Here is a 26117-nt window from a genome sequence, read left to right as displayed (position 1 = left end):
CCATTGGCTGCATGCTGCTGAGCCGGCTCGCCGAAGTGTCCCGGGAGGTCGCCGCCACCGCGGCCCGGTCCCGCAAGACCGCACTGCTCGCCGACCTCTTCCGGGAGACGGCCCCGGACGATGTGCCCGTCGTCATCCCCTATCTGGCCGGCCGTCTCCCACAGGGACGCCTCGGCGTGGGCTGGAAGGTGCTGAGCCGGCCGGTCCCGCCCGCTCCGGAACCGTCCCTCACCGTCCGCGAGGTCGATTCCCGGCTGACCGACCTGGGCAAGGTCTCCGGGGCCGGTTCACAGGCCGAACGCGCCCGGATGGTGGGCGAGTTGATGGGTGCGGCGACGGCGGACGAGCAGCGCTTCTTGCTGGGGCTGATCACCGGTGAGGTGCGGCAGGGCGCCCTGGACGCGGTGGCCGTCGAGGGGCTCGCGCAGGCGACCGGTGCCGACGCGGCCGACGTGAGGCGTGCGGTGATGCTCGCCGGGTCCCTCCAGACGGTGGCCGGGGCGCTGCTGGCGGACGGCCCGCCGGCCCTCGACCGCTTCCGGCTCACCGTCGGCCGCCCGGTGCTGCCCATGCTGGCGCACACCGCCTCCTCGGTCACCGAGGCGGTCGGGAAGCTGGGTGCCTGCGCCGTCGAGGAGAAGCTGGACGGCATCCGGGTCCAGGTCCACCGGGACGGCGACACCGTACGGGTCTTCACCCGCACCCTCGACGACATCACCGACCGCCTCCCCGAAGTGACGGCCGCCGCGAGGGAGTTGCGAGGTGACCGGTTCATCCTGGACGGCGAGGTGATCTCCTTCGACGCCGACGGCCGCCCCCGCTCCTTCCAGGAGACGGCGGGCCGGGTCGGCTCCCGGACGGACGTGGCGAAGGCCGCGCGGGAGGTCCCGGTCTCCCCCGTCTTCTTCGACGCACTCTCGGTCGACGACCACGACCTCCTCGACCTCCCCGTCGCCGAACGGCACGCGGAGCTGGCCCGCCTGGTCCCCGAGCCGATGCGGGTCCGCCGGGCACTGGTGTCCGGGCCCGAGGACACGACCGCCGCCGAGGAGTTCCTCACGGCCACCCTGGGACGCGGCCACGAGGGCGTGGTCGTCAAGGCCCTGGACGCCCCCTACAGCGCGGGCCGGCGCGGTGCCTCCTGGCTGAAGGTCAAGCCGGTGCACACCCTCGACCTGGTCGTCCTGGCCGCCGAGTGGGGACACGGCCGCCGCACCGGCAAGCTCTCCAACCTCCACCTCGGCGCCCGCAACCCGGACGGCACCTTCGCCATGCTCGGCAAGACCTTCAAGGGCATGACCGACGCGGTGCTGGAGTGGCAGACCGCCCGGCTGAAGGAGCTGGAGGTCTCGGACAACGGCTGGGCGGTGACCGTACGCCCCGAACTCGTCGTCGAGATCGCCTACGACGGCCTGCAGAAGTCCTCCCGCTACCCGGCCGGTGTCACCCTCCGCTTCGCCCGGGTGGTCCGCTACCGCGAGGACAAGCGGCCGGAGGAGGCCGATACGGTGGAGACCCTGCTGGCCGCCCACCCGGAGGTACGGCGTTGACGGAGCCGAGGCGAAGCGCCGGACTGCTGTTGTTCCGGCACACCGACGACGGCGTCGAGGTATTGCTCGGCCATATGGGCGGCCCCTACTTCGCGAAGAAGGACGCGGGCGCATGGACCCTCCCCAAGGGCGAGTACGAGCCCGGCGAGAGCGCCTGGGAGGCGGCCCGCCGTGAGTTCCAGGAGGAGCTGGGCCTGCCGCCGCCGGACGGCGAGCCGATCGACCTCGGCGAGGTCCGGCAGACCAACGGCAAGATCGTGAGGGCGTGGGCGATCGAGGCGGACCTGGACCCGGCCGCGATCGACCCCGGGACCTTCACGATGGAGTGGCCGCCGCGGTCGGGCCGGATCCAGGAGTTCCCCGAGCTGGACCGGGTGGCCTGGTTCCGCCCGGACCGGGCCCGCGAGGTGATCGTCAAGGCGCAGGCCGCGTTTCTCGACCGGCTGGCGGAGCACACGGACTGAACAGATGCGTACACGTTGCGGTCCACCGGACCGCGCGCGAAGGTCGAAGCAAGCCCGCTCCCAGGGAGGTCAGCCATGCCCATCGCGACGGTGAACCCGGCGACCGGCGAGACGCTGGAAACGTTCGAGGCCATGGACCAGAACGAACTCGAACGCCGGCTCGAACTCGCTGAGGCGACGTTCCGCACGTACCGCACGAGCAGCTTCGCCGAGCGCGCCCGGCTGCTGCACCGGGCCGCCGACCTGCTGGAGGCGGACCAGGACGACATCGCGCGCACGATGACCACCGAGATGGGCAAGCCGCTGGGGCAGGCCCGCGCGGAGGCCGCGAAGTGCGCGAAGGCCATGCGCTGGTTCGCCGACCACGCGGAGGAACTGCTGGCCGACGAGGAGCCGGCGGAGACGGACGTCAAGGACTCCGGCGCGTCCCGGGTGCGGGTGCGCTACCGCCCCCTGGGGCCGGTGCTGGCCGTGATGCCGTGGAACTTCCCGCTCTGGCAGGTGATCCGCTTCGCCGCGCCGGCGCTGATGGCCGGCAATGTGGGACTGCTCAAGCACGCGTCGAACGTTCCGCAGACCGCCCTGTATCTGGAGGACCTCTTCCACCGGGCGGGCTTCACGGAAGGCTGCTTCCAGACCCTGCTGATCGGCTCCGCAGCGGTCGACGACATCCTGCGCGACGAGCGGGTGCGGGCGGCCACGCTCACCGGCAGCGAACCCGCGGGCCGCGCGGTTGCCGCCACCGCCGGCGAGATGATCAAGAAGACGGTGCTGGAACTGGGCGGCAGCGACCCCTACGTGGTGATGCCCTCGGCGGACATCGACCGCGCCGCGAAGATCGCGGTGACCGCGCGTGTGCAGAACAACGGGCAGTCATGCATCGCCGCGAAGCGGTTCATCGTGCACACGGACGTCTACGACGCGTTCACCGAACGGTTCGTGGCCGGGATGGAGGCGCTGCGGATGGGCGACCCCATGGACGAGGAGACGGACGTCGGGCCGCTGTCGAGCGAACAGGGACGGGCCGACCTGGAGGAGCTCGTCGAGGACGCGAGGCGGTCGGGGGCGCAGGTGCTGTGCGGCGGGCAGCGGCCGGACGGGCCCGGCTGGTACTACCCGCCGACCGTGCTCGCCGGGATCCACCGCGATATGCGCATCCACCGCGAGGAGGCGTTCGGGCCGGTGGCCACCCTCTACCGGGCCGATGACCTGGACGAGGCGATCCTCATCGCGAACGACTCGCCGTTCGGACTGAGTTCGAACGTGTGGACGCGCGACGAGGCCGAGGTGGACCGGTTCGTACGGGATCTGGAGGCCGGTGGCGTGTTCGTCAACGGCATGACCGCCTCCCACCCCGCGTTTCCGTTCGGGGGTGTGAAGCGGTCCGGATACGGGCGTGAGCTGTCCGGGCACGGAATCCGGGAGTTCTGCAACATCACCACCGTTTGGCAGGGTGCGTGACGGTTGCGCGGCTACGATCCGGGTGTGAACCGGGAAGTGACTCTGCCTCTGATCGTCGACGACCGCGGTACCTTGCAGGTGGCCGCGGCCGACGTGAGTAAGTTGTTGCGGACCGTGGGCGGGCGGTGGGTGCGGCTGGTGGAGGCCGGGGAGAGCGGGCTGGACGAGGACACGGTGGCCTCGCTGACCATTGAGCTCGCCAAGCTCGCCGATCGGATCGACGTGGCCTGTATCGCCCATAGCAGCGGGCAGGGCCCTCTTAAGTGAGTCCGGGCAGCGACGTCCAGAACATCTCCTCGTATGCCTGGAGCAGCCTGCCGTAGGTGTACACCCGCTTCTCGTCCAGCCGGGCCGAGTTGAGTCCCGCTTCCACCGCCGCCTCCGCCTGCCGGTCAAGGGCCGGTGCCGGTTCTGCGAAGAAGTCGAAGAACGCGCAGGCCTCGTCCGTGAAGCCGTAGTGCGAGCGCAGGCCCTCGGCGATGCGGGCGCAATACGTGCCCCATGTCGCGAAGTTGGCCGTGATGGCCACAACGGCGTCCGTCGGGGTCGCGTTGAGGGCCAGCCAGGAGATGTACGCCGGATACGCCTGGCAGCCCGGTAGGGGCTCGTACGCTTGCACGTGCGACTCATCCACTTCGCACGCCTCGGCGAACGCGCCCAGCCGCTCCGCCGCCAGTTCCTCGCCCTCGGCCAGCATGGTGAAGAACCCGGCGGCCGCCGGCTCCTCGGTGGCTCGCTGCGCCAGATGCACGAACGCGCGGCGGTCGGCGGGAATCACGTGGTGTTGTTCCAGGGCAAGAGCGGCGAGTGTCTCCAGGCTCGCCCGGCCGCCGGCGACGAGGGGGACCCAAGGATTGGCGTTCGGGTCCGGAGCAAGCTCTGACCTGGTCGTTCTCAGCATTTCCGCGGCCGTGCCGGGCATCGCGTCCTCCTCGTCGGGATACCTCCGTGCTGCTTCGACCCTGACACGGGGTCACTGATTCGGAGTAGTCCGGCGAGAGATCGTCGCCCTCACGGGTGATCGTGAAGGGACCACCTCCTGAGGTGAACCACCTTCTGACCGGTCGGGCCCAAACCCGCCGGAAGGCTGAAAGCAGGCACGGTTCATGGCGACTTTGTGCAAACCCTCAGTGTCGGTCCCGGAGTACGTGATCACGATGGAGGAGACGCTGGACCTGGCGCGCTCCCACCACGAGAACCACCCGCAGCTGCCGTTGGCGCTGAGACTGATCGAGAACACGGGCGTTCGCACCCGGCACATCGTGCAGCCGATCGAGGAAACCCTCAAGCACCCCGGCTTCGAGGAGCGCAACAAGCTCTACGAGGTCGAGGCCAAGGCCCGGGTCCCCGCAGTGATCCAGCGAGCACTCGACGACGCCGAACTGCTCACCAGCGACATCGACGTGATCATCTACGTCTCGTGCACGGGCTTCATGATGCCCTCGCTCACGGCGTGGCTGATCAACGAGATGGACTTCGGCTCCACGACCCGCCAGATCCCCATCGCGCAGCTCGGCTGCGCGGCCGGCGGAGCGGCGATCAACCGGGCGCACGACTTCTGCTCGGCGTACCCGGACGCCAACGCGCTCATCGTGGCCTGCGAGTTCTGCTCGCTGTGCTACCAGCCGACCGACCTCGGCGTCGGCTCGCTGCTCTCCAACGGCCTCTTCGGTGACGGCATCGCCGCCGCCGTGGTCCGCGGCAACGGCGGCAACGGCGTCGAACTCGAACGCAACGGCTCGTACCTGATCCCCAAGACCGAAGAGTGGATCATGTACGACGTCCGGGCCACCGGGTTCCACTTCCTGCTGGACAAGCGGGTCCCGGCAACCATGGAACCGCTCGCGCCGGCCCTCCAGGACCTGGCAGGGCTGCACGGCTGGGACGCCTCCGACCTGGACTTCTACATAGTCCACGCGGGCGGCCCGCGAATCCTGGACGACCTGAGCAAGTTCCTCCGGGTCGATCCGCACGCGTTCCGGTTCAGCCGGGCCACGCTCACCGAGTACGGCAACATCGCCAGCGCCGTCGTCCTGGACGCACTGCGCCGGATGTTCGACGAGGGCGGGGCCGAGCACCGGGCGCGCGGCCTCCTGGCCGGCTTCGGTCCCGGCATCACCGCGGAAATGTCGCTGGGTCGCTGGCGGCGTTCGGACGAAGAGGCGTCATGACCGAAGAGACGCTCACCGAACTCCTGGACCCGGCCACCGAGCCCGCCTGTCCGGTCCGGCACTGGCACGTGCCGGACCTGGCGGGGGTGGACTTCGACCCCACCCTGGCCGAGCTGATGCGCGAGGGCCCGGTCACCCGGATCGAGCTCCCCAACGGCGAGGGCTGGGCCTGGCTGGTCACCCGCTACGACGACGCACGCATGGTGGCCAACGATCCCCGGTTCAGCCGCGAGGCGGTGATGGAGCAGCCGGTCACCCGGCTCGCCCCGCACTTCGTCCCGGACCGCGGCGCGGTCGGATTCCTGGACCCGCCCGACCACACCCGGCTGCGCCGGTCGGTGGCCTCCGCGCTCACCAGCAAGGGTGTGGAGCGGGTCCGCGAGAAGGCACACCGGATGCTGGACCAGCTTGTCGACGAGCTGATCCAGGGCGGCCCGCCCGCCGATCTCACGGCCACGGTCCTGAGCCCCTTCCCCATCTCGGTGATCTGCGAGGTGATGGGCGTTCCGGCCGCCGACCGGCACACCATGCACATCCGGACCCAGCTGATCCTGTCCTCCAGCCACGGCAAGGAGATCAGCGAGAACGCCAAGCGAGAGATGAGCGCCTACTTCGGCGACCTCATCGCCCTGCGCGAGGGCAGTTCGGGCGAGGACGTGGCCTCCCTGCTGGGCGCGGCCGTGGGCCGTGGCGAGGTCGCACTGGAGGAGGCCGTCGGTCTCGCCGTCCTCCTCCAGATCGGCGGCGAGGCGGTCACCAACAACAGCGGGCAGATGTTCTATCTGCTTCTGACCCGGCCCGACCTCCTCGACCGGCTGCGCACCGAGCCGGAGATCCGCCCCAGGGCGATCGACGAGCTCCTGCGGTACATCCCGCACCGCAGCGCGGTGGGACTGTCCCGGATCGCCCTGGAGGACGTGGAGATCAAGGGCGTACGGATCCGCGCGGGCGACCCGGTCTATGTCTCGTACCTGGCCGCCAACCGCGACCCGGACGTCTTCCCGGACCCCGAGACGATCGACTTCACCCGCAGCCCCAACCCGCATGTGTCCTTCGGGTTCGGCCCGCACTACTGCCCCGGCGGCCAGCTCGGCAGACTGGAGGAGGAACTCCTGGTCGACGCCCTGCTTGACCGGCTGCCCGGGCTGCGGCTCGCCGTACCCCCGGAGCAGGTCCCGTTCAGGAAGGGCGCGTTGATCCGGGGACCCGAGGCCCTTCCGGTGACCTGGTGAGCGCCCCCGTGACGGCGACGGAGGGACTCCTCGTACCGCCGGGCCACGGGCGCGTGGTCCAGACGCCGGCCCAGCGTGTCACGTTCAAGGTGACGGGCGCGCACTCGCGGATGGCCTCCACCTTCGAGGTCGAGGTCCCGCCGGGCTTCGACGTGGGCGCCCATGTGCACACCCGCAGCGAGGAGTTGTTCTACGTACTCGAAGGCGAGCTGGACGTCCTCGCCTTCGAGCCCCGTATCCGCACTCCGGACAACTGGCAGAAGTGGGAGTCGAGTTCGGGCACGAGGGTGGTGAGGGCGACCCCGGGCACGGTGATCGTCGTACCTCCGGGGTGCCCGCACGCCTTCGCCAACCCGACGGAGACACCGGCGAGGATGTTCTTCCAGGCGTCTCCGCCACCCGATCACGAGCGTTACTTCGAGGAGTTGCTGGAGATCCTGGGTGCGGCGGGGCCTCCCGATCACCAGGCGATCGAGGAACTCCGCAGGCGTTACGACATCGAGCAACTGACGCCTCTGAAGCACCGGTGAGGAGTTCTGCCCTTGGGGGCTACCGGATCGGCATCCCCGACAGCGTGCGAGCGATCACCAACCGCTGCACCTCACTCGTACCCTCGAAGATCGTGTAGATGGCCGCGTCGCGGTGCATCCGCTCCACCGGATACTCCCGTGTGTAGCCGTTGCCGCCCAGGATCTGGATCGCCTGGGCGGTGACCTTTTTCGCCGTCTCGCTGGCGAACAGCTTGGACATCGAGCCCTCGGCGGCGGTGAACGGCTTCCCGTTCACCGCCATCCAGGACGCACGCCACACCAGCAGCCGAGCCGCGTCGATCTGGGTCCGCATGTCCGCGAGCTGGAAGGCGACACCCTGGTTGTCGATGATCGGCCGCCCGAACTGCTCGCGGGTCTTGGCGTAGTCGAGGGCGACCTCGTAGGCGGCGCGTGCCGTGCCGACGGCCATCGCACCGACGGCGGGGCGCGAGGCCTCGAACGTCGCCATCGCCGCGTTCTTGACCCGCTCGCCGCCGGTCTTCGCCCGCTCACGGGCCCGCGCCAGCCGCTCGTCCAGCTTCTCCTTGCCGCCTAGCAGGCAGGACCCGGGCACCCGTACGCCGTCCAGGACGACCTCGGCGGTGTGCGAGGCACGGATGCCGTGCTTCTTGAACTTCTGGCCCTGGGCGAGCCCGGGCGTCCCCGGCGGGATGATGAAGGACGCGTGGCCCTTGGAACCGAGCTCCGGGTCGACGACCGCGACGACGACGTGGACGTTGGCGATGCCGCCGTTGGTCGCCCAGGTCTTGGTGCCGTTGATCACCCACTCGTCCTTGGCCTCGTCGTACACGGCCCGGGTGCGCATGGAGGCCACGTCGGAGCCGGCGTCGGGCTCGGAGGAGCAGAACGCGGCGACCTTGACGTCGTTGGTGTCGCCGTACATCTGGGGGATCCAGGTGCCGATCTGCTCCTCGGTGCCGTTGGCGAGGACGCCGACGGCGGCGAGACCCGTACCCACAATGGACAGGGCGATGCCCGCGTCGCCCCAGAACAGCTCCTCCATGGCCGTCGGTATGCCGAGGCCGGTGGGATCGAAGTACTGCTGGGCGTAGAAGTCGAGGGAGTAGATGCCGACCTTCGCGGCCTCCTGGATGACCGGCCAGGGAGTCTCCTCACGCTCGTCCCATTCGGCGGCCGCGGGGCGGATGACGTCGGCGGCGAAGCCGTGCAGCCAGTCCCGGACCTCCTTCTGTTCGTCGTTGAGCTCCATGGTGAACTCGGCCATGACCCCTCCAGCGGGCGCATAATGTGTTACTAGCGGTAACCCCAGTCTGTTACTCGTCGGTAGGAAAGTCAATTCCCAAGGTCACCTCGGCAGCCAGTTCGAGGTCGGGTGGCTGTCAGGTGTTAGTTTGCGCAGGCGTCACCGAAACAGCACGGGGTGGGGAGAGCACATGGACACCACACAGCGGACCGAACAGCAGCGGTCAGCCGACCGCCGCCGGCGTGAGCTGTTGGAGGCCGCCGACCGGGTGGTGCTGCGCGACGGCCCGCAAGCGTCGATGAACGCGATCGCGGCGGAGGCCGGCATCACCAAACCGATCCTCTATCGCCACTTCGGCGACAAGGGCGGACTTTACGCGGCCCTTGCCAAGCGGCACACCGACGCCTTGCTGAACTCGCTGCGGCAGGCGCTGGACGCGCCGGCGGACCGCCGTGAGCGGGTCGAGGCCACGTTGGACACGTACCTCGCGGCGATCGAGGCGCGGCCTCAGGTGTACCGGTTCCTGATGCATCCTGGCGAGGGCAGCACGGGGGCCGATCAAGGATTTGATGTCGGGAAGCACAGTGCTCCGCTGCTGCGACGGATGGGCGAGGAGCTGGCTCAGGTCATCGAGGACCGGCTGGATCTCGGGCCCGGGAGTCAGCAGCTGGCTCGGGTGTGGGGGCACGGGATCGTCGGGATGATGCATGCGGCCGGGGACTGGTGGCTGGGGGAACGGCCCTGTTGTCGTGCAGAGTTGGTAAAGAGTTTGGCGGATTTGTTGTGGGGGCGGTTGGCGGCTGCGGGGGACAAGGTCGGAGGGCCGGGGTTCTGACGGTTCTCGGGATAGTGCCGGCCGGTGGGGGCTGGTCGCGTCCACGCGGCGGAGCCGCACATCGATACAGCCCGCGCCCCTAAAAGGCAGGTAGGTCTCCTCGCCGGTGCCATGAAGCCTTGGCCACTTGTCGCATGAGCTTGCGATGGCGCCGACCTGTGACGTGGTCGGCGTACACCCGGCCCTGCAAGTGGTCCGTCTCGTGTTGCAGGCATCTCGCGAAGAAGCCAGTGCCCTCGATCGTGATCGGTTCTCCCGTCGCCGTGAAGCCCTCCACCACCGCACGGTCGTACCGCTCGGTCCCCGCCTCCAGGCCCGGCAGGGACAGGCAGCCCTCCGGCCCGCGGACCGTCACGCCGTCCGTCTCCACCAGCCGGGGGTTCACCACATGGCCCAGGTGCCGTACGTCCTCGTCGTCGGGGCAGTCGAAGACGAACACCCGCAGCGGCTCCCCCACCTGGTTCGCCGCCAGGCCCACGCCCTCCGCCGCGTACATCGTCGCGAACAAGTCCTCCACCAGACGTGAGAGTTCGGGACCGAAGTCGGTGACCTTCGCGCAGCGGGCGTGCAGGACGGGGTCGCCGAGCAGGCTGAGAGGCCGGACCCGCCCATGGGCGCCCGGAATGGAACCGTGTCGCATGGCCGCAAGGGTACGGTTCCGATGGGCCCCTGCCCGCCGCGCAGGCGAGGGCCGGAATTCGGGTGTGCGAATGGATCTCGATAGGCTGAGGTGCACACCACGTTGCCGGATGGCTGAGGCGCGGCGCGTACGCAAGGAGGATCGAGAACTGATGGCAGGCAACTCGGACCCGCTCACGCCGCGGGCCAAGCTGGCCGTGACCGCGGGCAAGGCGGTTGCGGCGGCATCCCGTGCCGCGGGACGCGGCAGCGGATCCGTGATCGGTGGCCGGGTCGCACTCAAACTCGACCCCGACCTTCTCGCCCGGCTCGCCCAGAACCTGGACGTCACGCTCGTCTCGGCGACGAACGGCAAGACGACCACGACCCGGCTCATCGCCGAGGCGCTGAAGGCCGCGGGGCCGGTCGTGTCGAACGCGCTCGGCGCCAACATGCCCGCCGGCATCACCTCGGCGCTGGCCGGCAGCTCCGACGCCAAGTTCGGTGTCATCGAGGTCGACGAGAAGTACCTCGCCGGAGTGGCCCGGGACACCGACCCCAAGTGCATCGCCCTGCTCAACCTCTCCCGCGACCAGCTCGACCGCGCCGCCGAGACCCGGATGCTCGCCGAGAACTGGCGGGAGGGCCTGGCCGGGTCGAAGGCCGTCATCGTGGCGAACTGCGACGACCCGCTGGTGGTGTGGGCCGCGTCCTCCTCCCCCAATGTGATCTGGGTCGCCGCCGGGCAGATGTGGAAGGACGACGCCTGGTCCTGCCCGTCCTGCGGTGGTGTGATGCAGCGCCCGGGCGACGACTGGTTCTGCGGTGAGTGCGGGTTCCGGCGGCCGACCCCGAGCTGGGTGCTGTCCGGGGACCATGTGCTCGACCCGCACGGGTCCGCCTGGCCGATCCATCTGCAGCTGCCGGGGCGCGCCAACAAGGCGAACGCGGCCTCCTCGGCCGCCGTCGCCGCCGTCTTCGGGGTGCCGCCGCAGGTCGCCCTGGAGCGGATGTACCAGGTGCAGGCCGTCGCGGGGCGGTACGACGTCGTGCAGTTCCAGGGGCGCGACCTGCGTCTGCTCCTCGCGAAGAACCCGGCCGGCTGGCTGGAGACGTTCTCCCTGATCGACCCGCCACCGGCCCCGGTGATCCTCTCCGTGAACGCGCGCGGCGCGGACGGCACCGACACCTCCTGGCTGTGGGACGTGGACTACACCCGCCTCACCGGCCACCCGATCTTCGTGCTCGGCGACCGCAAGCTCGACCTCGCGGTGCGTCTGGAGGTCGCGGGCCAGCACTTCCAGGTCTGCGACTCCCTCGACCAGGCCGTGCAGATGTGCCCGCCGGGCCGGATCGAGGTCATCGCGAACTACACCGCGTTCCAGGACCTGCGCCGCCGCGTCGGCAACTGACTGACCACGAAGGACGATCACTCATGAGCGACAACCAACTGCGGCTGGTGTGGATCTACCCGGACCTGCTCAGCACATACGGCGACCAGGGCAACGCGCTTGTGGTGGAGCGCCGGGCCCGGCAGCGCGGTCTCGACGTGGCCCGGCTGGACGTCCGCAGCGACCAGCCGATCCCGACCTCCGGCGACATCTACCTGATCGGCGGCGGCGAGGACCGTCCGCAGCGGCTCGCCGCCGAGCGGCTGCGCCGCGACGGGCAGCTGTACCGGGCCGTGGAGAACGGCGCGATCGTGTTCTCCGTGTGCGCCGGCTACCAGATCCTCGGGCACGAGTTCATCAACGACCTGGGCCAGCGGGAACCGGGCCTCGGACTGCTCGACGTGACGACCGTGCGCGGCACCGGCGAGCGGTGCGTCGGTGACGTCCTCGGCGACATCGACCCGCGCCTGGGGCTGCCGCAGCTCACCGGGTTCGAGAACCACCAGGGGATCACCCAGCTCGGCCCCACCGCCCGCCCCCTCGCCCGGGTCCAGCTGGGCAAGGGCAACGGCACCGGGGACGGCACGGAGGGCGCCTACAACGACACCGTCTTCGGCACCTACATGCACGGGCCGGTCCTCGCCCGCAACCCGCTCATCGCCGACCTGCTGCTGAAGCTGGCGCTCGACGTCAACGCGCTGCCGCCGATCGACGACCGCTGGTACGAAGCCCTGCGCAGCGAGCGGATCGCGGCCGCCCAGCAGCCCGCCTGACGGTAACGGAGTGGTCGATTCCGGGCCCGCCTGACAGGGTGTCCGCTCACATGTGCGGACGCGTCCAGCAGGCGGACGCCCGGTACGGCGAGACACCCTCGCGCGGGTAGGGTGACGGCGATGACAGCCGGACAGCGTGGTCCGGTCTTCGGCCCACACGGAGAAGGTTGTTTCGGGCTATGCGCATTGGTGTCCTCACGTCCGGCGGCGACTGCCCCGGCCTGAACGCCGTCATCCGGTCCGTCGTGCACCGCGCCGTCGCCGACCACGGCGACGAGGTCATCGGCTTCCGGGACGGCTGGAAGGGCCTCCTGGAATGCGACTATCTCAAGCTCGACCTCGACGCCGTGGCCGGCATCCTGGCCCGCGGCGGCACGATCCTCGGCTCCTCCCGTGTCCAGCCCTCGCATCTGCGGGACGGCGTGGAGCGGGCCAGGGGCCACGTCGCCGAGCTCGGCCTCGACGCGATCATCCCGATCGGCGGTGAGGGCACGCTGAAGGCGGCCCGGCTGATGTCCGATGCCGGCCTGCCGATCGTCGGCGTGCCGAAGACGATCGACAACGACATCGCTGTCACCGACGTGACCTTCGGCTTCGACACGGCCGTGGGGGTGGCGACGGAGGCCCTCGACCGGCTGAAGACCACCGCCGAGTCCCACCAGCGGGTCCTCGTCGTCGAGGTCATGGGCCGGCACACCGGCTGGATCGCCCTGCACTCCGGCATGGCGGCCGGCGCCCACGCCATCGTCGTACCGGAACGGCCCTTCGACATCGAGGAGTTGGCCCGCCGGGTCGGTGAGCGGTTCGAGGCCGGGAAGCGGTTCGCGATCGTCGTCGCCGCGGAGGGGGCCAAGCCGAAGCCGGGCACGATGGCCTTCGACGAGGGCGGCAAGGACATCTACGGCCACGAGCGGTTCGCCGGGATCGCCCGGCAGCTCTCCATCGAGCTGGAGCAGCGGCTCGGCAAGGAGGCACGGCCGGTCATCCTCGGGCATGTCCAGCGGGGTGGGACACCCACGGCTTACGACCGGGTGCTGGCGACGCGGTTCGGGTGGCATGCGGTGGAGGCGGTGCACCGGGGAGAGTTCGGTCATATGACGGCGCTTCGGGGGACGGGCATCGTTACGGTGCCGCTCGCCGAGGCGGTGGAGACGTTGAAGACGGTTCCCGCGGACCGGTATGAGGAAGCGGAGACCGTGCTTTAGGCATCGCCGTGGGGGTGCTCCGCAGGGGTGCTGGTTCGCTGCCGGGTGCGGGTTGTGTGTGGTTGCTCGCGCGGTTCCCCGCGCCCCTTCGGGCAGGGATCGTGGCCCCCGCCCACAAGCTCGGTCGGTGACGGTTCTAATGTGGGGTCGGCAGAAACGTACAACCCCACACGAATCAGGAGCCGCCGGATGGATCACAGCGGGCACGGCATGATCATGGACTTGCCGCCGTTCACGCTGGGGCGGGGGCTGGAGTGGTCGGCGGATCCGTTCTTTCTCGTGGCCTGTGTCGCGGGGCTCGCGCTGTACGGGTGGGGGGTCGTACGGCTGCGGCGGCGCGGGGACGCGTGGTCCGCGGGACGTACCGTCTCGTACGTCGTCGGTGTGCTCACCATCATGCTCGTGATGTGCACCCGGCTGAACGACTACGGGATGGTCATGTTCAGCGTGCACATGGTGCAGCACATGATCATCAGCATGCTGTCGCCCATTCTGATTCTGCTGGGCGCTCCGGTGACCCTGGCGCTGCGCGCGCTGCCCGTCGCCGGGAAGGGGCGGAAGGGGCCGCGTGAGCTGTTGCTGGCCCTGCTGCACAGCCGGTACATGCGGATCGTCACCCATCCCGCCTTCACGATCCCGCTGTTCATCGCAAGCCTCTACGCGCTCTACTTCAGCCCGCTGTTCGACTTCCTGATGGGGTCGAGAGCCGGGCACATCGCGATGATGGTGCACTTCCTCGCCGTCGGTGTCGTCTTCTTCTGGCCGATCATCGGCGTCGACCCGGGACCGCGCCGGCCAGGGCATCTGATGCGCATGCTGGAACTGTTCGCGGGCATGCCGTTCCACGCGTTCTTCGGCATCGCGCTGATGATGGCGTCGGAGCCGATGGTCGAAACGTTCAAGAACCCGTCCGCCTCGCTCGGCATCGACGCGCTCTCCGACCAGAACGCGGCCGGCGGTATCGCCTGGGCGTTCAGCGAGATTCCGTCCGTGCTGGTCCTGATCGCCCTGCTCTTCCAGTGGCACAGCTCCGAGCAGCGCCAGGCCCGGCGCCAGGACCGCGCCGCCGACCGGGACGGCGACAAGGAACTTGAGGCGTACAACGCCTATTTGACCTCACTGAACGCACGCAGGGGCTGAAAGGCCCGCCGGTGACCGCCTCCTCGCCGGCCGGACGCCGGGCGGCGCTCCACGGGTGCCCCCAGGCTCACCCTCGGTCCGACCTGCGCGGACATGGGCGCCGGACGGTGAGGTGCTTGCCTTCGTGCCCGTGGCGTCCGCCGCCGGTGCGCGAGCGGGAGCCGGCCGGGTGCGAGGCGCGGACCGAGGAGCTGCGCGGGACGCTTGCGCCACCGCGCTGAGGGCACCGCGTCCGCGGATGCCGCCACCATGCACGAGCGCGACTCTCTGCGGGTGCCCTCGGTGCGGACGCGCTTCCGGAGGCCGAACGGGGGCACCATGGAGGGAACGGACCATGAGGAGGGTGTCGCGATGCCCGGTTCTACGAACGGTTCCACGAAGGCGATGGGGGTCCTCACCGTAGGCGGACTCGTAGTGGTGACGGCCTACACGGTGGCGCTCGGCAGCAACGGCTGGCTCTGGTTCGGGTGGGTGGTGCTGGGGCTGCTGACCCTCGCGATGGTGGTCACCCAGAGCAGCTGAGGACTCACTCGGGCGTGAGGCGCGCGGCCTGGTGGACCCCGGCCTGGTACTTGGGCAGCCGGGCGGTGATCTTCATGCCCGCTCCCGGGGCGGTCTCGATGACGAGGCCGTGACCGTCGCCGTAGACCTGGCGGAGCCGGTCGTCGACGTTGGACAGGCCGATGCCGCCGGAGGGGCTGATCTCGCCGGCGAGGATACGGCGCAGCAGCCCGGGGTCCATGCCGGCGCCGTCGTCCTCGATGACGACCAGGGCCTCGGCGCCCTCGTCCTGCGCGGTGATCTGGATGCGGCAGGTCCCGGTCTTGCCCTCCAGGCCGTGCTTGACGGCGTTCTCGACCAGGGGCTGGAGGCAGAGGAAGGGGAGGGTGACCGGGAGCACCTCGGGGGCGATCTGGAGGGTGACCGTGAGCCGGTCGCCGAAGCGGGCCCGGACCAGTGCCAGGTAGTGGTCGATGGCGTGGAGTTCGTCGGCGAGGGTGGTGAAGTCGCCGTGCCTGCGGAACGAGTAGCGGGTGAAGTCGGCGAATTCCAGGAGCAGTTCACGGGCCCGCTCGGGGTCGGTGCGCACGAACGAGGCGATCACCGCGAGCGAGTTGAAGATGAAGTGCGGGGAGATCTGGGCGCGCAGGGCGCGGATCTCGGCCTCGATCAGCCGGGTCCGTGAGCGGTCCAGATCGGCCAGCTCCAATTGGACGCTGACCCAGCGGGCGACCTCGCCGGCCGCCCGGACCAGCACCGCGGACTCGCGCGGGGCGCAGGCGACGAGCGTGCCGTGGACGCGGTCGTCGACGGTGAGCGGGGCGACCACCGCCCAGCGGACCGGGCAGTCGGGGAGTTCGCAGTGCAGCCGGAAGGCCTCGCCGCGGCCGGACTCCAGGGGTCCGGCAAGGCGTTCCATGATCTCGGTGCGGTGATGGTCGCCGACGCCGTCCCAGACCAGGAGGTTCTCGTGGTCGGTGAGGCAGAGGGCGTCGGTGCCGAGCAGGGTGCGCAGCCGGCGGGCCGAGCGGCGGGCGGTCTCCTCGGTCAGGCCCGCGCGCAGCGGGGGTGCGGCGAGGGACGCGGTGTGCAGGGTCTCGAAGGTGGCGTGCTCGACGGGGGTGCCCAGACCGCCGAGACTCTCCGGGCGTGCGGTGCGGCGGCCGACCCAGAAGCCGGCCGCCAGCAGCGGGAGTACGGCCACCAGGAGGCCGGCGAGGAAGCCGGTCACGCCTTCACCTCCGCGCGCAGTTCCTCGGGGAGGTGGAAGCGGGCCAGGATCGCGGCCGTTCCCGGCGGGACCCGGCTCGGCGTCGCCAGGGACACCAGGATCATGGTGAGGAAGCCCAGCGGCACCGACCAGAGGGCGGGCCAGGCGAGCAGGGTGTGGACGGATCCGGTGCCCGGGAAGTCGGCCATCGTCGCGGCCACCGCGCAGAACGCCGAGCCGCCTCCCACCAGCATGCCGGCGGCCGCGCCGGGCGGGGTCAGCCGCCGCCACCAGATGCCGAGGACCAGCAGCGGGCAGAAGGAGGAGGCGGACACGGCGAAGGCGAGCCCTACGGCGTCCGCGACCGGCAGCCCGCCGACGAGCACGCTGGCTGCTAGCGGTACGGCCATGGCCAGCAAGGTGCCGAGTCTGAAGTGCCGTACACCGCGCGAGGGGAGGACGTCCTGGGTGAGGACTCCGGCGACCGCCATGGTCAGTCCGGAGGCGGTGGAGAGGAACGCGGCGAAGGCGCCGCCCGCGACCAGTGCGCCGAGGAGTTCGCCGCCGAGGCCGCCGATGACCCGGTCGGGCAGCAGCAGGACGGCCGCGTCCGCGTCGCCGGTGAGGGTGAGTTCGGGGGTGTAGAGACGGCCCAGTGCGCCGTAGACGGGCGGCAGCAGGTAGAAGACGCTGATCAGGGCGAGGACGGCGACGGTGGTGCGGCGGGCGGCGACGCCGTGCGGGCTGGTGTAGAAGCGGACGACGACGTGCGGCAGGCCCATGGTGCCGAGGAAGGTGGCGAGGATCAGCCCGTACGTGGCGTACAGCGGGCGTTCCTCGCGACTGTCGGCGAGCGAGGTGGACATACCGCCGTTGGTGCCCCGGTCGGTGGCGGGTACACGGGTGCCCTCGGCGAAGGTCAGACGGGTGCCGGCGGCGATGCGGTGGGTGCCCTCGGGGAGGGTGACCCTGGTGTCCTGGTGCGGGCGGCCGTCGACCGTGCCGGTCACGGTGACCGTGAGGGGGCGGTCGAGCCTGAGGGCGAGGGTGTGCTGGACGCTGACGGTGCGCTGGTCACGGAAGGTGGCCGGTTCGTCGAAGGCGTGAGTGGGGGCTCCGGCCCCCTGCCAGGCGAGGACGAGGAAGAGGGCGGGCACGAGCAGGGCGGTGAGTTTCAGCCAGTACTGGAAGGCCTGGACGAAGGTGATGCTGCGCATGCCTCCGGCGGCGACCGTGGCCACGACCACGACGGCCACGATCAGCCCGCCCAGCGCGTCCGGGGCCCCGGTGAGCACCGCCAGCGTCAGTCCGGCGCCCTGGAGCTGGGGCAGCAGATACAGCCAGCCCACGCCGACGACGAACGCCCCGGCGAGCCGTCGTACCGTCTGCGAGGCGAGGCGGGCCTCGGCGAAGTCGGGCAGGGTGTAGGCGCCGGAGCGGCGCAGCGGGGCGGCGACGAAGAGCAGGAGGACCAGATAGCCGGCGGTGTAGCCGACCGGGTACCAGAGCATGTCCGGGCCCTGCACCAGGATCAGTCCCGCGATGCCCAGGAAGGAGGCGGCGGACAGGTACTCGCCGCTGATCGCCGCCGCGTTGAGACGCGGTCCGACGGTGCGTGAGGCGACGTAGAAGTCGGACGTGGTACGGGAGATGCGCAGGCCGAAGGCGCCGACGAGGACGGTCGCGACGACGACGAGGGCGACGGCCGGGACGGCGTAGCCGGAGTTCATCGGTCCTCGACGAGGCGGACGAAGTCCTCCTCGTTGCGTTCGGCACGGCGCACGTACCAGCGGGCCAGCAGGATCAGCGGGGCGTACAGGCAGAAGCCGAGCACCAGCCACTCCAGACGGCGGGCCTGCGGAGCGGCCGCGAACACCAGCGGGAGCGGGCCGACGAGGAGCACGAGGACCGCGAACACGGCCAGGGCGACGCGCAGTTGGGAGCGCATGAGGGAGCGCACATAGGTGTGGCCGAGGGTGGTCTGCTCGTCGATCTCGGTGCGCGGCCGGTAGTAGCCGGAGGTACGGCGGCTACGGCGTGGCGGGCCGGTGACGGTGACGCGGCGTTCGGCGGGGTCCGTGGGCATCGTCAGACCCTCCTCATCAGCAGGTCCCGCAGCTCGCGCGCGTGGCGCCGGCTGACCTGGAGTTCCTCGCCGCCGGCCAGGACGCTCACCGTGCCCGCGTCCAGGCGGAGTTCGCCGATGTGCCGCAGGGCGACCAGGTGGCGCCGGTGGATGCGGACGAAGCCGCGGGAGCGCCAGCGGTCCTCCAGGGTGGAGAGCGGGATGCGTACGAGATGGCTGCCGCGCTGGGTGTGGAGGCGGGCGTAGTCGCCCTGGGCCTCGACATGGGTGATGTCGTCCACGGCCACGAACCGTGTGACACCGCCGAGTTCGACCGGTATGTGGTCCGGGTCGGGTTCGTGCACGGGTATCCGCGTTGAGGTGCCGCGCAGTTCGGCGACCCGTCGTACCGCCTCCGCCAGGCGTTCCTTCCGTACCGGTTTCAGCACGTAGTCGACCGCCTTGAGATCGAAGGCCCTGACGGCGAAGTCCTCGTGGGCGGTGACGAACACGACCAGCGGGGGCCGGGCGAAGCCGGTGAGCAGCCGGGCCATCTCCAGGCCGTCCAGGCCGGGCATCTGGACGTCCAGGAAGACGACGTCGATGGCCTCGGCGCCGTGGGGTCCGGACTCCAGGGCGCGGGTGATGCGGCGCAGTGCCTCGGTGGCGTCCCCGGCGCCCTCGACGCTGCCGATGCGCGGATCGGCGTTCAGCAGATAGAGGAGCTCCTCCAGCGAGGGGCGTTCGTCGTCGACGGCGAGGGCGCGCAGCATGAACGGAGTGTAGGCGGCGGACGGGGCACTGGACATGTACCGGACGTGGACGTTCGCGCCGGACGAAGTGGTGTCCCTGAAGGGTCTTTCCCCGTGGATACAGTGCGGACATGAACAGCGGCACCGCCTCCTTCGACGATCTCGACCGGAAGATCACCACCGCTCTGATGGCGAACGCGCGGACCAGTTTCGCCGAGATCGGTGCGGCCGTCGGGCTCTCCGCGACGGCCGTGAAGCGGCGCGTCGACCGGCTGCGCGAGACCGGAGTGATCACCGGGTTCACGGCCACCGTGAAGCCGTCGGCCCTCGGCTGGCGCACCGAGGCGTATGTCGAGGTGTACTGCGAGGGCGCGGCACCTCCCAGGCGGCTCGCGGAGGTGGTCCGCAACCATCCGGAGATCACCGCCGCCATGACGGTGACCGGTGGCGCGGACGCCCTGCTGCACGTCCGCGCGCGGGACGTGGGCCACTTCGAGGAGGTGCTGGAGCGGATCCGCGTGGAGCCCTTCATCCGGAAGACGATCAGCGTGATGGTGCTGTCGCATCTGCTCCCGGAGAGCCCGGAGGCGGGCGCGACCCACGCGGCTCCTGAGTAAACGCACCGACACTGCGTTGGTACGGTCAGAGACGCAGCATTCCTGCGCAGACACGCAACATTCGTTTCTTGTCGCGCGTATCCCACGCTTTCTACCTTGGTGTCAACCCTCAGTCGACACCGCAGGAAAGCGGAGGAACACCTCTGTGCCCGAAAGCCGTGTGCCGCGCGTCCGGCGCTTCCTGGTCTGCGAACCCAGACACTTCGCCGTGCAGTACGCGATCAATCCCTGGATGAACCCCGACACCAGGGTCGACGTCGACCTGGCTCATGAGCAGTGGACCGCGCTCATCGACGCCTACCGTGCCCATGGCCACAGCGTCGACCGTCTGGAGCCGGCCCCCGGACTGCCCGACATGGTCTTCGCCGCGAACTCGGCGGTCGTCGTCGGCGGCCGCGTCTTCGGCTCCCTGTTCCACGCGCCCGAGCGGCGCCCGGAGTCCACCCACTACGACCTGTGGTTCAAGACCGCCGGCTACGACGTGCACCGCCCCGGCTCGGTGGTCGAGGGCGAGGGCGACATGGTCTGGACGGGCCGGTATCTGCTCGCCGGCACCGGCTTCCGCACCACCCGGGAGGCACACCGGGAGGCACAGGAGTTCTTCGGCCACCCGGTGATCAGCCTGACCCTGGTGGACCCGTACTTCTACCACCTGGACACCGCGCTGTTCGTCCTCGACGGCGGGCACGAGGGAAATATCGTCTACTACCCCGAGGCGTTCTCCGCCGGCAGCCGCGAGGTGCTGCGCCGGCTGTACCCGGACGCGGTGCTCGCCACCCGCGACGACGCCATGGCGTGGGGGCTGAACTCCGTCTCCGACGGCCGCCATGTCTTCATCGCGCCGCAGGCCGAGGCGCTCGCCGCCCGGCTCGCCGACCAGGGCTACGAACCGGTCCCCGTCGATCTGTCGGAGTTCCACAAGGCCGGCGGCGGCATCAAGTGCTGCACCCAGGAAATCCGCTGACACCGGCCGACGACCACCGACGTTCGCCGTATCCCGCCGTATTCCGCCGTATTCCGCCGAGGATCCAGGAGACCCCTGATGACCGCACCCGCACGCACCCGTACGGCTCGTTCGTCCGACGAGCTGATCAAGGCGGAGGAGCCGGTCCTCGCGCACAACTACCATCCACTGCCCGTGGTCGTCGCCCGCGCGGAGGGCACCTGGGTGGAGGACGTCGAGGGCCGCCGCTACCTCGACATGCTGGCCGGCTACTCGGCCCTCAACTTCGGCCACCGCCACCCGGCCCTGATCGAGGCCGCGCACCGCCAGCTGGACCAGCTGACCCTCACCTCCCGCGCCTTCCACAACGACCGGCTCGCCGAGTTCGCCGAACGCCTGGCCGAGCTGACCGGCCTGGACATGGTGCTGCCGATGAACACCGGCGCGGAGGCGGTGGAGAGCGGCATCAAGGTGGCCCGCAAATGGGCCTACGACGTGAAGGGCGTCCCGGCCGACCGGGCGACGATCGTCGTCGCGGCGGACAACTTCCACGGCCGTACGACCACGATCGTCAGCTTCTCCACGGACGAGACCGCCCGCGCGGGCTTCGGTCCCTTCACGCCGGGCTTCCGGATCGTGCCCTACAACGACCTGGCCGCGCTGGAGGCGGCGGTCGACGAGACGACTGCGGCCGTGCTGATCGAGCCGATCCAGGGTGAGGCCGGGGTCGTGATCCCCGACGACGGCTATCTGACCGGGGTCCGTGAACTGACCCGGCGGACGGGCTGCCTCTTCGTGGCCGACGAGATCCAGTCCGGCCTCGGCCGCACGGGCCGTACCCTCGCCGCCGACCACGAGGACGTCGTCCCGGACGTGCTGCTGCTCGGCAAGGCGCTGGGCGGCGGGATCGTGCCGGTGTCGGCGGTGGTGGCCCGGCGCGAGGTGCTGGGTGTGCTGCGGCCGGGCGAGCACGGCTCGACGTTCGGCGGCAACCCGCTCGCCGCCGCGGTCGGCACAGCCGTGGTCGAGTTGCTGGAGGGCGGCGAATTCCAGCGCCGGGCGGCCGAGTTGGGCGTGGTTCTGCGGGACGGCCTGGCGGAGCTGGTCGGCAAGGGCGTGGTCGGCTTCCGCTCGCGCGGCCTGTGGGCGGGCGTCGACGTGGACCCGGCGATCGGCACCGGGCGCGAGATCAGCGAACGCCTGATGCGCGAGGGCGTCCTGGTCAAGGACACGCACGGCTCGACGATCCGGCTGGCCCCGCCGCTGACCGTCACGGCGGAGGAACTGCGTTCGGCACTGGGGGCGCTGGAGAAGGTTCTGGCGGTCTGAGCGAGGGGGCGGCCGCGCCGGTGGGCGCGGCCGCCCCGCCCCTGATCAGCCCCTGCCGATTCAGCCCTTGCCAAGGAGCTTGTTCATCTCCTTGACCTCGGCGTTCTGGGCGGTGACGATGTCGCCGGCCATGCTGGTGGCCGGGGCGTACTCGCCCTTGGACCGTTCGGTGGTGGCCATGTCCACGGCGCCCTGGTGGTGTTGGACCATCATGGTCAGGAACATCGTGTCGAAGTCCTTCCCCTCGGCCTTCTTCAGCGCGGTCATGTCCTTGTCGTCCATCATCCCGGCCATGTCGGTGTGGCCGCTGTGGTCCATACCCGCCATGGGCACGTCCTCGCCCCAGGCCTTGAGCCAGCCGGACATGGTCTTGATCTCCGGGTCCTGGGCCTTCTCGATCCGGGCGGCGAGGTCCTGGACCCGGGCCGAGGAGGCACGGTCGGCGGCGAGCGCCGCCATCTCCAGGGCCTGCTGGTGGTGGGGGATCATGCTCTGCGCGAAGGTCACGTCCTGCGCGTTGTGCGCGCCGGCGGTGGTGGCCGGCGCGGACGCGCCGGCGGGTGCGCCGCTGTTCGGGGTGGCGTGGGCGCCGCTGTGAGCGGTGCCGTCGCCGCTGCCGCACGCGGTGAGGGCGAGGGCGGCGGTCGCGGTCAGCGCGACGAGGACGGCACGGGTGCGAGTGGGGGTCATGCTGGATCTCCTGCGGTGGGTGTGAATGGGCGCGCGGGAGCACGACCGCGGCGCGGTACGCGCACGGCCGGCTCGGGTGCCTCTAGATCCGCAGGAGCTGGAGTTCGGCCAGATCGGGGGGCGCACGGGCGCCGTCCGGTGCCGTGGCCGGGCGGGCGCCGGCCGGGCGGGCGGCCACGGGGACGGGTACCGGGTCCGGGACGAGCGCCGGCAGCGCCGGTCCGCCGCTCACCGCACCCGAGGCGCAGGCCGCGTCGGCGTGGTGCGCGTGGTTGCCGCCGCAGTGGCCGTCCTCGCCGGAACAGCCGTCGTACGCGGTGACCGTCACGGTCATGTGCGAGACCCGCTCATGCCCGCCGTGACCCATCGCACCGCCGTGGCCCATCGCACCACCGGGTGCCAGCGCGTGCATGCCCAGCAGCCCGGCCAACAGCCCCAGCACGAGCAGGGCTCGCCACCGCCGGTGCGGCGGGAGCGGGGTGACCTGTTCGGTGGGGCGCATCGCGCTCATCCTATGCACGGCCTGAGAGCGGACCGGAACGGACACGTCCCCGCCAATCCGTTCGGCAAAGTCACCGAAGTTCGGGATGTTGGAGGAGCGCTTCCCAGCAGGATGCGCAGTCGGCCACGAAGCGGCAACCGGATTCGGACAGGGCGAGCAGAAGCCGGTCCCTGCCGGGAACAGCCGGTCCGGTCGGCACTGTTGCATCGACCGAGGGACCGGCGCCGCACGGGCGGGGAACACGGAGACCACAAGGTCGTCGCCCCGACAGGAGCCAGGCCCTCGGGATCGCGGTACGCCCGCCGCGCACTTGGACTGAGACCGATTTCTCCAGGAGGACTGTTTCATGACTGACCGGCCCTTGACGCTCATGGCAGTGCACGCCCACCCCGACGACGAGGCCACGGGAACCGGAGGGGTCCTCGCGCGGTACGCGGCGGAGGGCTTCCGCACGGTCCTGGTGACGTGTACCGACGGCGGTTGCGGTGATGGACCGGGAGGTGTCAAGCCGGGCGATCCCGGGCACGATCCGGCCGCCGTCGCCCTGATGCGCCGTCAAGAACTCGAAGCGAGCTGTGACGTCCTGAAGATCAGCGATCTGGAGATGCTGGACTACGCCGACTCCGGAATGATGGGCTGGCCGAGCAACGACGCCCCCGGATCCTTCTGGCAGACCCCCGTGGAGGAAGGCGCCGCCCGACTCGCGGAACTCATGCGGCACTACCGACCCGATGTGGTCGTCACCTACGACGAGAACGGCTTCTACGGCCACCCCGACCACATCCAGGCCCACCGCATCACGATGGCGGCGCTGAAGATGACCGCGCTGACACCGAAGGTGTACTGGACGACAATGCCCCGCTCGATGATGCAGCGGTTCGGGGAGATCGTGCGCGAGTTCAATGAGGCCATGCCGGAGCCGGATCCTGCCGAGGCCGCCGCAATGGCCGAGATCGGCCTCCCCGACGATGAGATCACCACCTGGGTGGACACCCTCGCGTTCAGCGGTCAGAAGTTCGACGCGCTGGCCGCGCACGCCAGCCAGGGCGAGAACATCTTCTTCCTCAGAATGGGCAAGGAGCGGTTCGGCGAGTTGATGGGCATGGAGACCTTCGTGCGTGTCCAGGACGCCACCGGCGCGGCCGTTCCCGAGAACGATCTCTTCGCCGGCCTGCGCTGATCCGCCTGTCAGACCGGGGCCTGGGACAGCTCATCAGCCGCACGGCGTGACCGAGCGCGCTCGGTCACCCGGAGGCTTCTCCACGCGGGTTCCGCTCCGGGAGCCCGCCAACAGGCCGGCAGGCTCTCTTCGGCACCGTCGGGGTGGCGGGCCGGCATCTCTCCAACGGGCCGGCGTACAGCAGGACCTCGGCGCCCCCGGCCGGTTCCCGGTGGAAGGGAATCGCGGACTCCAGGTCCTCGACCTCGATTTCTGTGCCGATGTGCGATGCCGTCAGACCTGGACCTGTCCGCCGTCGACGAAGTACTCGGCGCCGGTGATGAACGAACTGTCCGGCCCGGCGAGGAAGGCGGCCAGCGCGGCGACCTCCTCGGGGCGGCCCATGCGCCGCAGTGGAAGGGGCGCGGCCATCGCCCTGTGGAAGTCCTCGGTGCTCTGGCCGAGCCGCGCGGCCAGGCCCTCGATCGCGGGAGTGGCGATGGGGCCGGGCGTGATGACGTTGACCCGCACGCCCCGCGGGGCGAGCTCAGCGGCCCACGTCCGGCCCAGACTCCGCACGGCCGCCTTGGACGCGGCGTAGATACCCATCCCGGCGTTGCCCTGATGGATGGTGGAGGACGCCAGCAGGATCACCGATGCCGGCTCGGCGAGCAGGGGCAGCGCCTTCTGCACGGTCAGCAGGCTGCCCTTGGTGTTCACGCCGAAGACGTGGTCGAACTGCTCCTCCGTGACGTCCTGGAGGAGTCCCCCGTCGCCCAGGCCGGCATTGGCCACTACGGCGTCCAGTTGCCGTCCGTCGCCCTGGATGGCGTCGATGAGGCGGTCGAGGTCGGCAGCCTGCGAGACGTCGGCCGGCACGGCGACCGTGTGGGGGCCGATCTCCTCGGCCGCGGCGTTGAGTTCGTCCTTGCGCCGGCCGGTGATGTAGACGCGGGCACCGTCGTCGGCGAAGCGCTGGGCGATCGCCCGGCCGATGCCGCTGGAGGCGCCGGTGACCAGGGCCGTCTTTCCGTCCATGGAGCTCATGAGTGTCGTCCTTCCAAGTTCTTGACTGACTCGTCCAGAACATAGCACGGTTCTGGACGAGTCAGTCAAGAACGGGTACCGTGAGGCCATGGCACGACCGCGAAAGTTCGATGAGAGCGAGGTGCTGCGCACCGCCAGGGACCAGTTCTGGTCGAGCGGCTACGCAGCGACGAAGGTGGACGACATCGCCGCGGCCACCGGCCTCGGCAAGGGCAGCCTCTACGGCGCCTTCGGCGACAAGCACCAACTCTTCCTGCGCACCTTCGACGACTACTGCACCGGGCTGATCGAGGCCGTGCGCCGGGCACTCGACGGCCCCGACGACACGGCCTACGAACGCCTGCGCGCACACATCCACGCCGTGGCGAACGCCACCGCCTCGGACGCCTGTCTGCGCGGCTGTCTGCTCGCCAAGGGCACCGCCGAGCTGTCGGGGCTGGATCCGGCCGTCGCGGCGACGGCCCGCAAGACGTTCACAGCCATCCAGGAACTCCTCACCTCCTGCGTCGCGGGAGCGCAGCGCGCGGGCGACATCAAGCAGGACACGGACCCGACCCGACTCGCCGCACTCCTCCTGGCCGTACTGCGGGGGATCGAGGCGCTCGGCAAAGGCGGAAACAGCCCCGAGTCGCTGCGCGCGATCGCCGACACGGCCCTGGATCTCCTGCCCCGGCCGTAGAACCGCACGGAGCGCAGCACAAAAAGCC

General features: G+C 70.4%; 28 protein-coding genes. 18 read left to right on the top strand and 10 right to left on the bottom strand.

Annotated elements, in window-relative coordinates; all coding sequences use genetic code 11:
* Positions 1-11: 11 nt before the first annotated feature.
* From ABZ396_RS28340 to ABZ396_RS28325, 4 genes are all read left to right on the top strand, one after another.
* Entirely contained in the window at positions 12-1550 is a 1539-nt protein-coding gene (locus ABZ396_RS28340) for an ATP-dependent DNA ligase (protein WP_358926045.1), read from the top strand.
* Positions 1547-2014 carry an NUDIX domain-containing protein gene (locus ABZ396_RS28335; protein ID WP_358926047.1) on the top strand — a complete coding sequence of 156 codons (468 nt, stop codon included), beginning with the start codon at positions 1547-1549 and terminating at the stop codon, positions 2012-2014. The genes ABZ396_RS28340 and ABZ396_RS28335 overlap by 4 nt, the downstream gene beginning before the upstream one ends.
* A 75-nt stretch (positions 2015-2089) precedes the next feature.
* Positions 2090-3475 (top strand): NADP-dependent succinic semialdehyde dehydrogenase, encoded by a 1386-nt coding sequence (locus tag ABZ396_RS28330; RefSeq protein WP_358926049.1) that lies wholly within the window; start codon positions 2090-2092, stop codon positions 3473-3475.
* Positions 3476-3499: 24 nt separating this feature from the next.
* Positions 3500-3742, top strand: coding sequence for a DUF6213 family protein (locus ABZ396_RS28325; protein ID WP_358926051.1), 243 nt, complete (start codon positions 3500-3502; stop codon positions 3740-3742).
* Here the strand turns inward: ABZ396_RS28325 and ABZ396_RS28320 are convergent.
* Complete coding sequence (locus tag ABZ396_RS28320; RefSeq protein WP_358926053.1) at positions 3735-4397, bottom strand: transcriptional regulator; 663 nt, start codon at positions 4395-4397, stop codon at positions 3735-3737. The two genes, ABZ396_RS28325 and ABZ396_RS28320, sit on opposite strands and share 8 nt — an antisense overlap.
* 184 nt (positions 4398-4581) lie before the next feature.
* On the opposite strand from ABZ396_RS28320, the gene ABZ396_RS28315 reads away from it, so the two are divergent.
* The 3 genes from ABZ396_RS28315 to ABZ396_RS28305 are packed head-to-tail and all read left to right on the top strand — an operon-like array spanning position 4582 to position 7408.
* Complete coding sequence (locus ABZ396_RS28315) at positions 4582-5646, top strand: type III polyketide synthase (RefSeq protein ID WP_358926054.1); 1065 nt, start codon at positions 4582-4584, stop codon at positions 5644-5646.
* The gene (locus ABZ396_RS28310; RefSeq protein WP_358926056.1) at positions 5643-6878 is read left to right on the top strand and encodes a cytochrome P450; all 1236 of its coding nucleotides are present in this window, start codon (positions 5643-5645) and stop codon (positions 6876-6878) included. Before ABZ396_RS28315 ends, ABZ396_RS28310 begins: the two co-directional genes overlap by 4 nt.
* Before the next feature lie 8 nt (positions 6879-6886).
* Positions 6887-7408, top strand: coding sequence for a cupin domain-containing protein (locus tag ABZ396_RS28305; RefSeq protein WP_358926083.1), 522 nt, complete (start codon positions 6887-6889; stop codon positions 7406-7408).
* A 19-nt stretch (positions 7409-7427) separates the two neighbouring features.
* On the opposite strand, the gene ABZ396_RS28300 is transcribed toward ABZ396_RS28305, so the two are convergent.
* Positions 7428-8654, bottom strand: coding sequence for an acyl-CoA dehydrogenase family protein (locus tag ABZ396_RS28300; protein WP_358926058.1), 1227 nt, complete (start codon positions 8652-8654; stop codon positions 7428-7430).
* A gap of 169 nt (positions 8655-8823) precedes the next feature.
* On the opposite strand from ABZ396_RS28300, the gene ABZ396_RS28295 reads away from it, so the two are divergent.
* Complete coding sequence (locus ABZ396_RS28295; protein WP_358926060.1) at positions 8824-9468, top strand: TetR family transcriptional regulator; 645 nt, start codon at positions 8824-8826, stop codon at positions 9466-9468.
* 79 nt (positions 9469-9547) lie between these two features.
* On the opposite strand, the gene def is transcribed toward ABZ396_RS28295, so the two are convergent.
* Positions 9548-10108, bottom strand: coding sequence for a peptide deformylase (def, locus tag ABZ396_RS28290; RefSeq protein WP_358926062.1), 561 nt, complete (start codon positions 10106-10108; stop codon positions 9548-9550).
* 151 nt (positions 10109-10259) lie between these two features.
* Between def and ABZ396_RS28285 the strand changes: the two genes are divergently transcribed.
* From ABZ396_RS28285 to ABZ396_RS28265, 5 genes are all read left to right on the top strand, one after another.
* On the top strand, positions 10260-11498 hold the full coding sequence (locus tag ABZ396_RS28285) for a MurT ligase domain-containing protein (protein ID WP_358926063.1): 1239 nt from the start codon (positions 10260-10262) through the stop codon (positions 11496-11498).
* Positions 11499-11521: 23 nt separating this feature from the next.
* Positions 11522-12250 (top strand): glutamine amidotransferase, encoded by a 729-nt coding sequence (locus ABZ396_RS28280; RefSeq protein WP_358926064.1) that lies wholly within the window; start codon positions 11522-11524, stop codon positions 12248-12250.
* A gap of 179 nt (positions 12251-12429) precedes the next feature.
* Positions 12430-13455 carry a 6-phosphofructokinase gene (locus ABZ396_RS28275; protein WP_358926065.1) on the top strand — a complete coding sequence of 342 codons (1026 nt, stop codon included), beginning with the start codon at positions 12430-12432 and terminating at the stop codon, positions 13453-13455.
* Between the two features lie 189 nt (positions 13456-13644).
* Positions 13645-14595, top strand: a complete 951-nt coding sequence (locus ABZ396_RS28270) for a cytochrome c oxidase assembly protein (RefSeq protein WP_358926067.1) — start codon at positions 13645-13647, stop codon at positions 14593-14595.
* A 351-nt stretch (positions 14596-14946) separates the two neighbouring features.
* Positions 14947-15117, top strand: coding sequence for a hypothetical protein (locus ABZ396_RS28265; RefSeq protein WP_351352531.1), 171 nt, complete (start codon positions 14947-14949; stop codon positions 15115-15117).
* Positions 15118-15121: 4 nt separating this feature from the next.
* Here ABZ396_RS28265 and ABZ396_RS28260 read toward each other — a convergent pair whose 3' ends face one another.
* From ABZ396_RS28260 to ABZ396_RS28245, 4 genes are read right to left on the bottom strand one after another with little or no spacing between them, the layout of a single operon-like run.
* On the bottom strand, positions 15122-16327 hold the full coding sequence (locus ABZ396_RS28260; protein WP_358926069.1) for a histidine kinase: 1206 nt from the start codon (positions 16325-16327) through the stop codon (positions 15122-15124).
* Complete coding sequence (locus tag ABZ396_RS28255; RefSeq protein ID WP_358926071.1) at positions 16324-18036, bottom strand: cation acetate symporter; 1713 nt, start codon at positions 18034-18036, stop codon at positions 16324-16326. Before ABZ396_RS28255 ends, ABZ396_RS28260 begins: the two co-directional genes overlap by 4 nt.
* Positions 18033-18392: a hypothetical protein gene (locus tag ABZ396_RS28250; RefSeq protein WP_358926073.1), complete on the bottom strand. Its 360-nt coding sequence runs from the start codon at positions 18390-18392 to the stop codon at positions 18033-18035. The genes ABZ396_RS28255 and ABZ396_RS28250 overlap by 4 nt, the downstream gene beginning before the upstream one ends.
* A 2-nt stretch (positions 18393-18394) precedes the next feature.
* Entirely contained in the window at positions 18395-19144 is a 750-nt protein-coding gene (locus tag ABZ396_RS28245; protein ID WP_358926085.1) for a LytTR family DNA-binding domain-containing protein, read from the bottom strand.
* Between the two features lie 110 nt (positions 19145-19254).
* On the opposite strand from ABZ396_RS28245, the gene ABZ396_RS28240 reads away from it, so the two are divergent.
* From ABZ396_RS28240 to rocD, 3 genes are all read left to right on the top strand, one after another.
* On the top strand, positions 19255-19740 hold the full coding sequence (locus ABZ396_RS28240) for an Lrp/AsnC family transcriptional regulator (RefSeq protein ID WP_358926075.1): 486 nt from the start codon (positions 19255-19257) through the stop codon (positions 19738-19740).
* A 145-nt stretch (positions 19741-19885) separates the two neighbouring features.
* Positions 19886-20704, top strand: a complete 819-nt coding sequence (ddaH, locus tag ABZ396_RS28235) for a dimethylargininase (protein ID WP_358926077.1) — start codon at positions 19886-19888, stop codon at positions 20702-20704.
* A gap of 78 nt (positions 20705-20782) precedes the next feature.
* A complete protein-coding gene (gene rocD, locus ABZ396_RS28230) occupies positions 20783-22012 on the top strand; it encodes an ornithine--oxo-acid transaminase (protein WP_358926079.1) in 1230 nt (409 codons plus the stop codon).
* A 60-nt stretch (positions 22013-22072) separates the two neighbouring features.
* Here the strand turns inward: rocD and ABZ396_RS28225 are convergent, their stop codons facing one another.
* Positions 22073-22702: a DUF305 domain-containing protein gene (locus ABZ396_RS28225; RefSeq protein WP_359186252.1), complete on the bottom strand. Its 630-nt coding sequence runs from the start codon at positions 22700-22702 to the stop codon at positions 22073-22075.
* Between the two features lie 82 nt (positions 22703-22784).
* Positions 22785-23204 carry a DUF6153 family protein gene (locus tag ABZ396_RS28220; RefSeq protein WP_359186250.1) on the bottom strand — a complete coding sequence of 140 codons (420 nt, stop codon included), beginning with the start codon at positions 23202-23204 and terminating at the stop codon, positions 22785-22787.
* Positions 23205-23550: 346 nt separating this feature from the next.
* Between ABZ396_RS28220 and ABZ396_RS28215 the strand changes: the two genes are divergently transcribed.
* Positions 23551-24384 carry a PIG-L family deacetylase gene (locus ABZ396_RS28215; protein WP_358922020.1) on the top strand — a complete coding sequence of 278 codons (834 nt, stop codon included), beginning with the start codon at positions 23551-23553 and terminating at the stop codon, positions 24382-24384.
* 273 nt (positions 24385-24657) lie between these two features.
* Here the strand turns inward: ABZ396_RS28215 and ABZ396_RS28210 are convergent, their stop codons facing one another.
* Positions 24658-25410 (bottom strand): SDR family oxidoreductase, encoded by a 753-nt coding sequence (locus ABZ396_RS28210; RefSeq protein ID WP_358922021.1) that lies wholly within the window; start codon positions 25408-25410, stop codon positions 24658-24660.
* An 88-nt stretch (positions 25411-25498) separates the two neighbouring features.
* Here ABZ396_RS28210 and ABZ396_RS28205 point away from each other — a divergent pair, with 88 nt between their 5' ends.
* A complete protein-coding gene (locus ABZ396_RS28205; RefSeq protein WP_358922023.1) occupies positions 25499-26089 on the top strand; it encodes a TetR/AcrR family transcriptional regulator in 591 nt (196 codons plus the stop codon).
* Positions 26090-26117 lie beyond the last annotated feature (28 nt).

The organism is Streptomyces sp. NPDC005866 (assembly GCF_040629895.1).
GTDB lineage: Bacteria > Actinomycetota > Actinomycetes > Streptomycetales > Streptomycetaceae > Streptomyces.
The sequence above is the reverse complement of the archived record's forward strand: the minus strand, read 5'-3'. Positions and strand labels throughout refer to the sequence as shown.

Bases quoted from the DNA above. Each gene is read 5' to 3' on its own strand.
- ABZ396_RS28280 (WP_358926064.1), top strand. From the start codon at position 11,522: ATGAGCGACAACCAACTGCGGCTGGTGTGGATCTACCCGGACCTGCTC.
- ABZ396_RS28330 (WP_358926049.1), top strand. From the start codon at position 2,090: ATGCCCATCGCGACGGTGAACCCGGCGACCGGCGAGACGCTGGAAACG.
- ABZ396_RS28225 (WP_359186252.1), bottom strand. From the start codon at position 22,702: ATGACCCCCACTCGCACCCGTGCCGTCCTCGTCGCGCTGACCGCGACC.
- ABZ396_RS28295 (WP_358926060.1), top strand. From the start codon at position 8,824: ATGGACACCACACAGCGGACCGAACAGCAGCGGTCAGCCGACCGCCGC.
- ABZ396_RS28220 (WP_359186250.1), bottom strand. From the start codon at position 23,204: ATGCGCCCCACCGAACAGGTCACCCCGCTCCCGCCGCACCGGCGGTGG.
- ABZ396_RS28340 (WP_358926045.1), top strand. From the start codon at position 12: ATGCTGCTGAGCCGGCTCGCCGAAGTGTCCCGGGAGGTCGCCGCCACC.
- ABZ396_RS28250 (WP_358926073.1), bottom strand. From the start codon at position 18,392: ATGCCCACGGACCCCGCCGAACGCCGCGTCACCGTCACCGGCCCGCCA.
- ABZ396_RS28255 (WP_358926071.1), bottom strand. From the start codon at position 18,036: ATGAACTCCGGCTACGCCGTCCCGGCCGTCGCCCTCGTCGTCGTCGCG.
- rocD (WP_358926079.1), top strand. From the start codon at position 20,783: ATGACCGCACCCGCACGCACCCGTACGGCTCGTTCGTCCGACGAGCTG.
- ABZ396_RS28210 (WP_358922021.1), bottom strand. From the start codon at position 25,410: ATGAGCTCCATGGACGGAAAGACGGCCCTGGTCACCGGCGCCTCCAGC.
- ABZ396_RS28270 (WP_358926067.1), top strand. From the start codon at position 13,645: ATGGATCACAGCGGGCACGGCATGATCATGGACTTGCCGCCGTTCACG.
- ABZ396_RS28310 (WP_358926056.1), top strand. From the start codon at position 5,643: ATGACCGAAGAGACGCTCACCGAACTCCTGGACCCGGCCACCGAGCCC.
- def (WP_358926062.1), bottom strand. From the start codon at position 10,108: ATGCGACACGGTTCCATTCCGGGCGCCCATGGGCGGGTCCGGCCTCTC.
- ABZ396_RS28205 (WP_358922023.1), top strand. From the start codon at position 25,499: ATGGCACGACCGCGAAAGTTCGATGAGAGCGAGGTGCTGCGCACCGCC.
- ABZ396_RS28240 (WP_358926075.1), top strand. From the start codon at position 19,255: ATGAACAGCGGCACCGCCTCCTTCGACGATCTCGACCGGAAGATCACC.
- ABZ396_RS28215 (WP_358922020.1), top strand. From the start codon at position 23,551: ATGACTGACCGGCCCTTGACGCTCATGGCAGTGCACGCCCACCCCGAC.
- ABZ396_RS28320 (WP_358926053.1), bottom strand. From the start codon at position 4,397: ATGCCCGGCACGGCCGCGGAAATGCTGAGAACGACCAGGTCAGAGCTT.
- ABZ396_RS28315 (WP_358926054.1), top strand. From the start codon at position 4,582: ATGGCGACTTTGTGCAAACCCTCAGTGTCGGTCCCGGAGTACGTGATC.
- ABZ396_RS28245 (WP_358926085.1), bottom strand. From the start codon at position 19,144: ATGCTGCGCGCCCTCGCCGTCGACGACGAACGCCCCTCGCTGGAGGAG.
- ABZ396_RS28285 (WP_358926063.1), top strand. From the start codon at position 10,260: ATGGCAGGCAACTCGGACCCGCTCACGCCGCGGGCCAAGCTGGCCGTG.
- ABZ396_RS28265 (WP_351352531.1), top strand. From the start codon at position 14,947: ATGCCCGGTTCTACGAACGGTTCCACGAAGGCGATGGGGGTCCTCACC.
- ABZ396_RS28275 (WP_358926065.1), top strand. From the start codon at position 12,430: ATGCGCATTGGTGTCCTCACGTCCGGCGGCGACTGCCCCGGCCTGAAC.
- ABZ396_RS28300 (WP_358926058.1), bottom strand. From the start codon at position 8,654: ATGGCCGAGTTCACCATGGAGCTCAACGACGAACAGAAGGAGGTCCGG.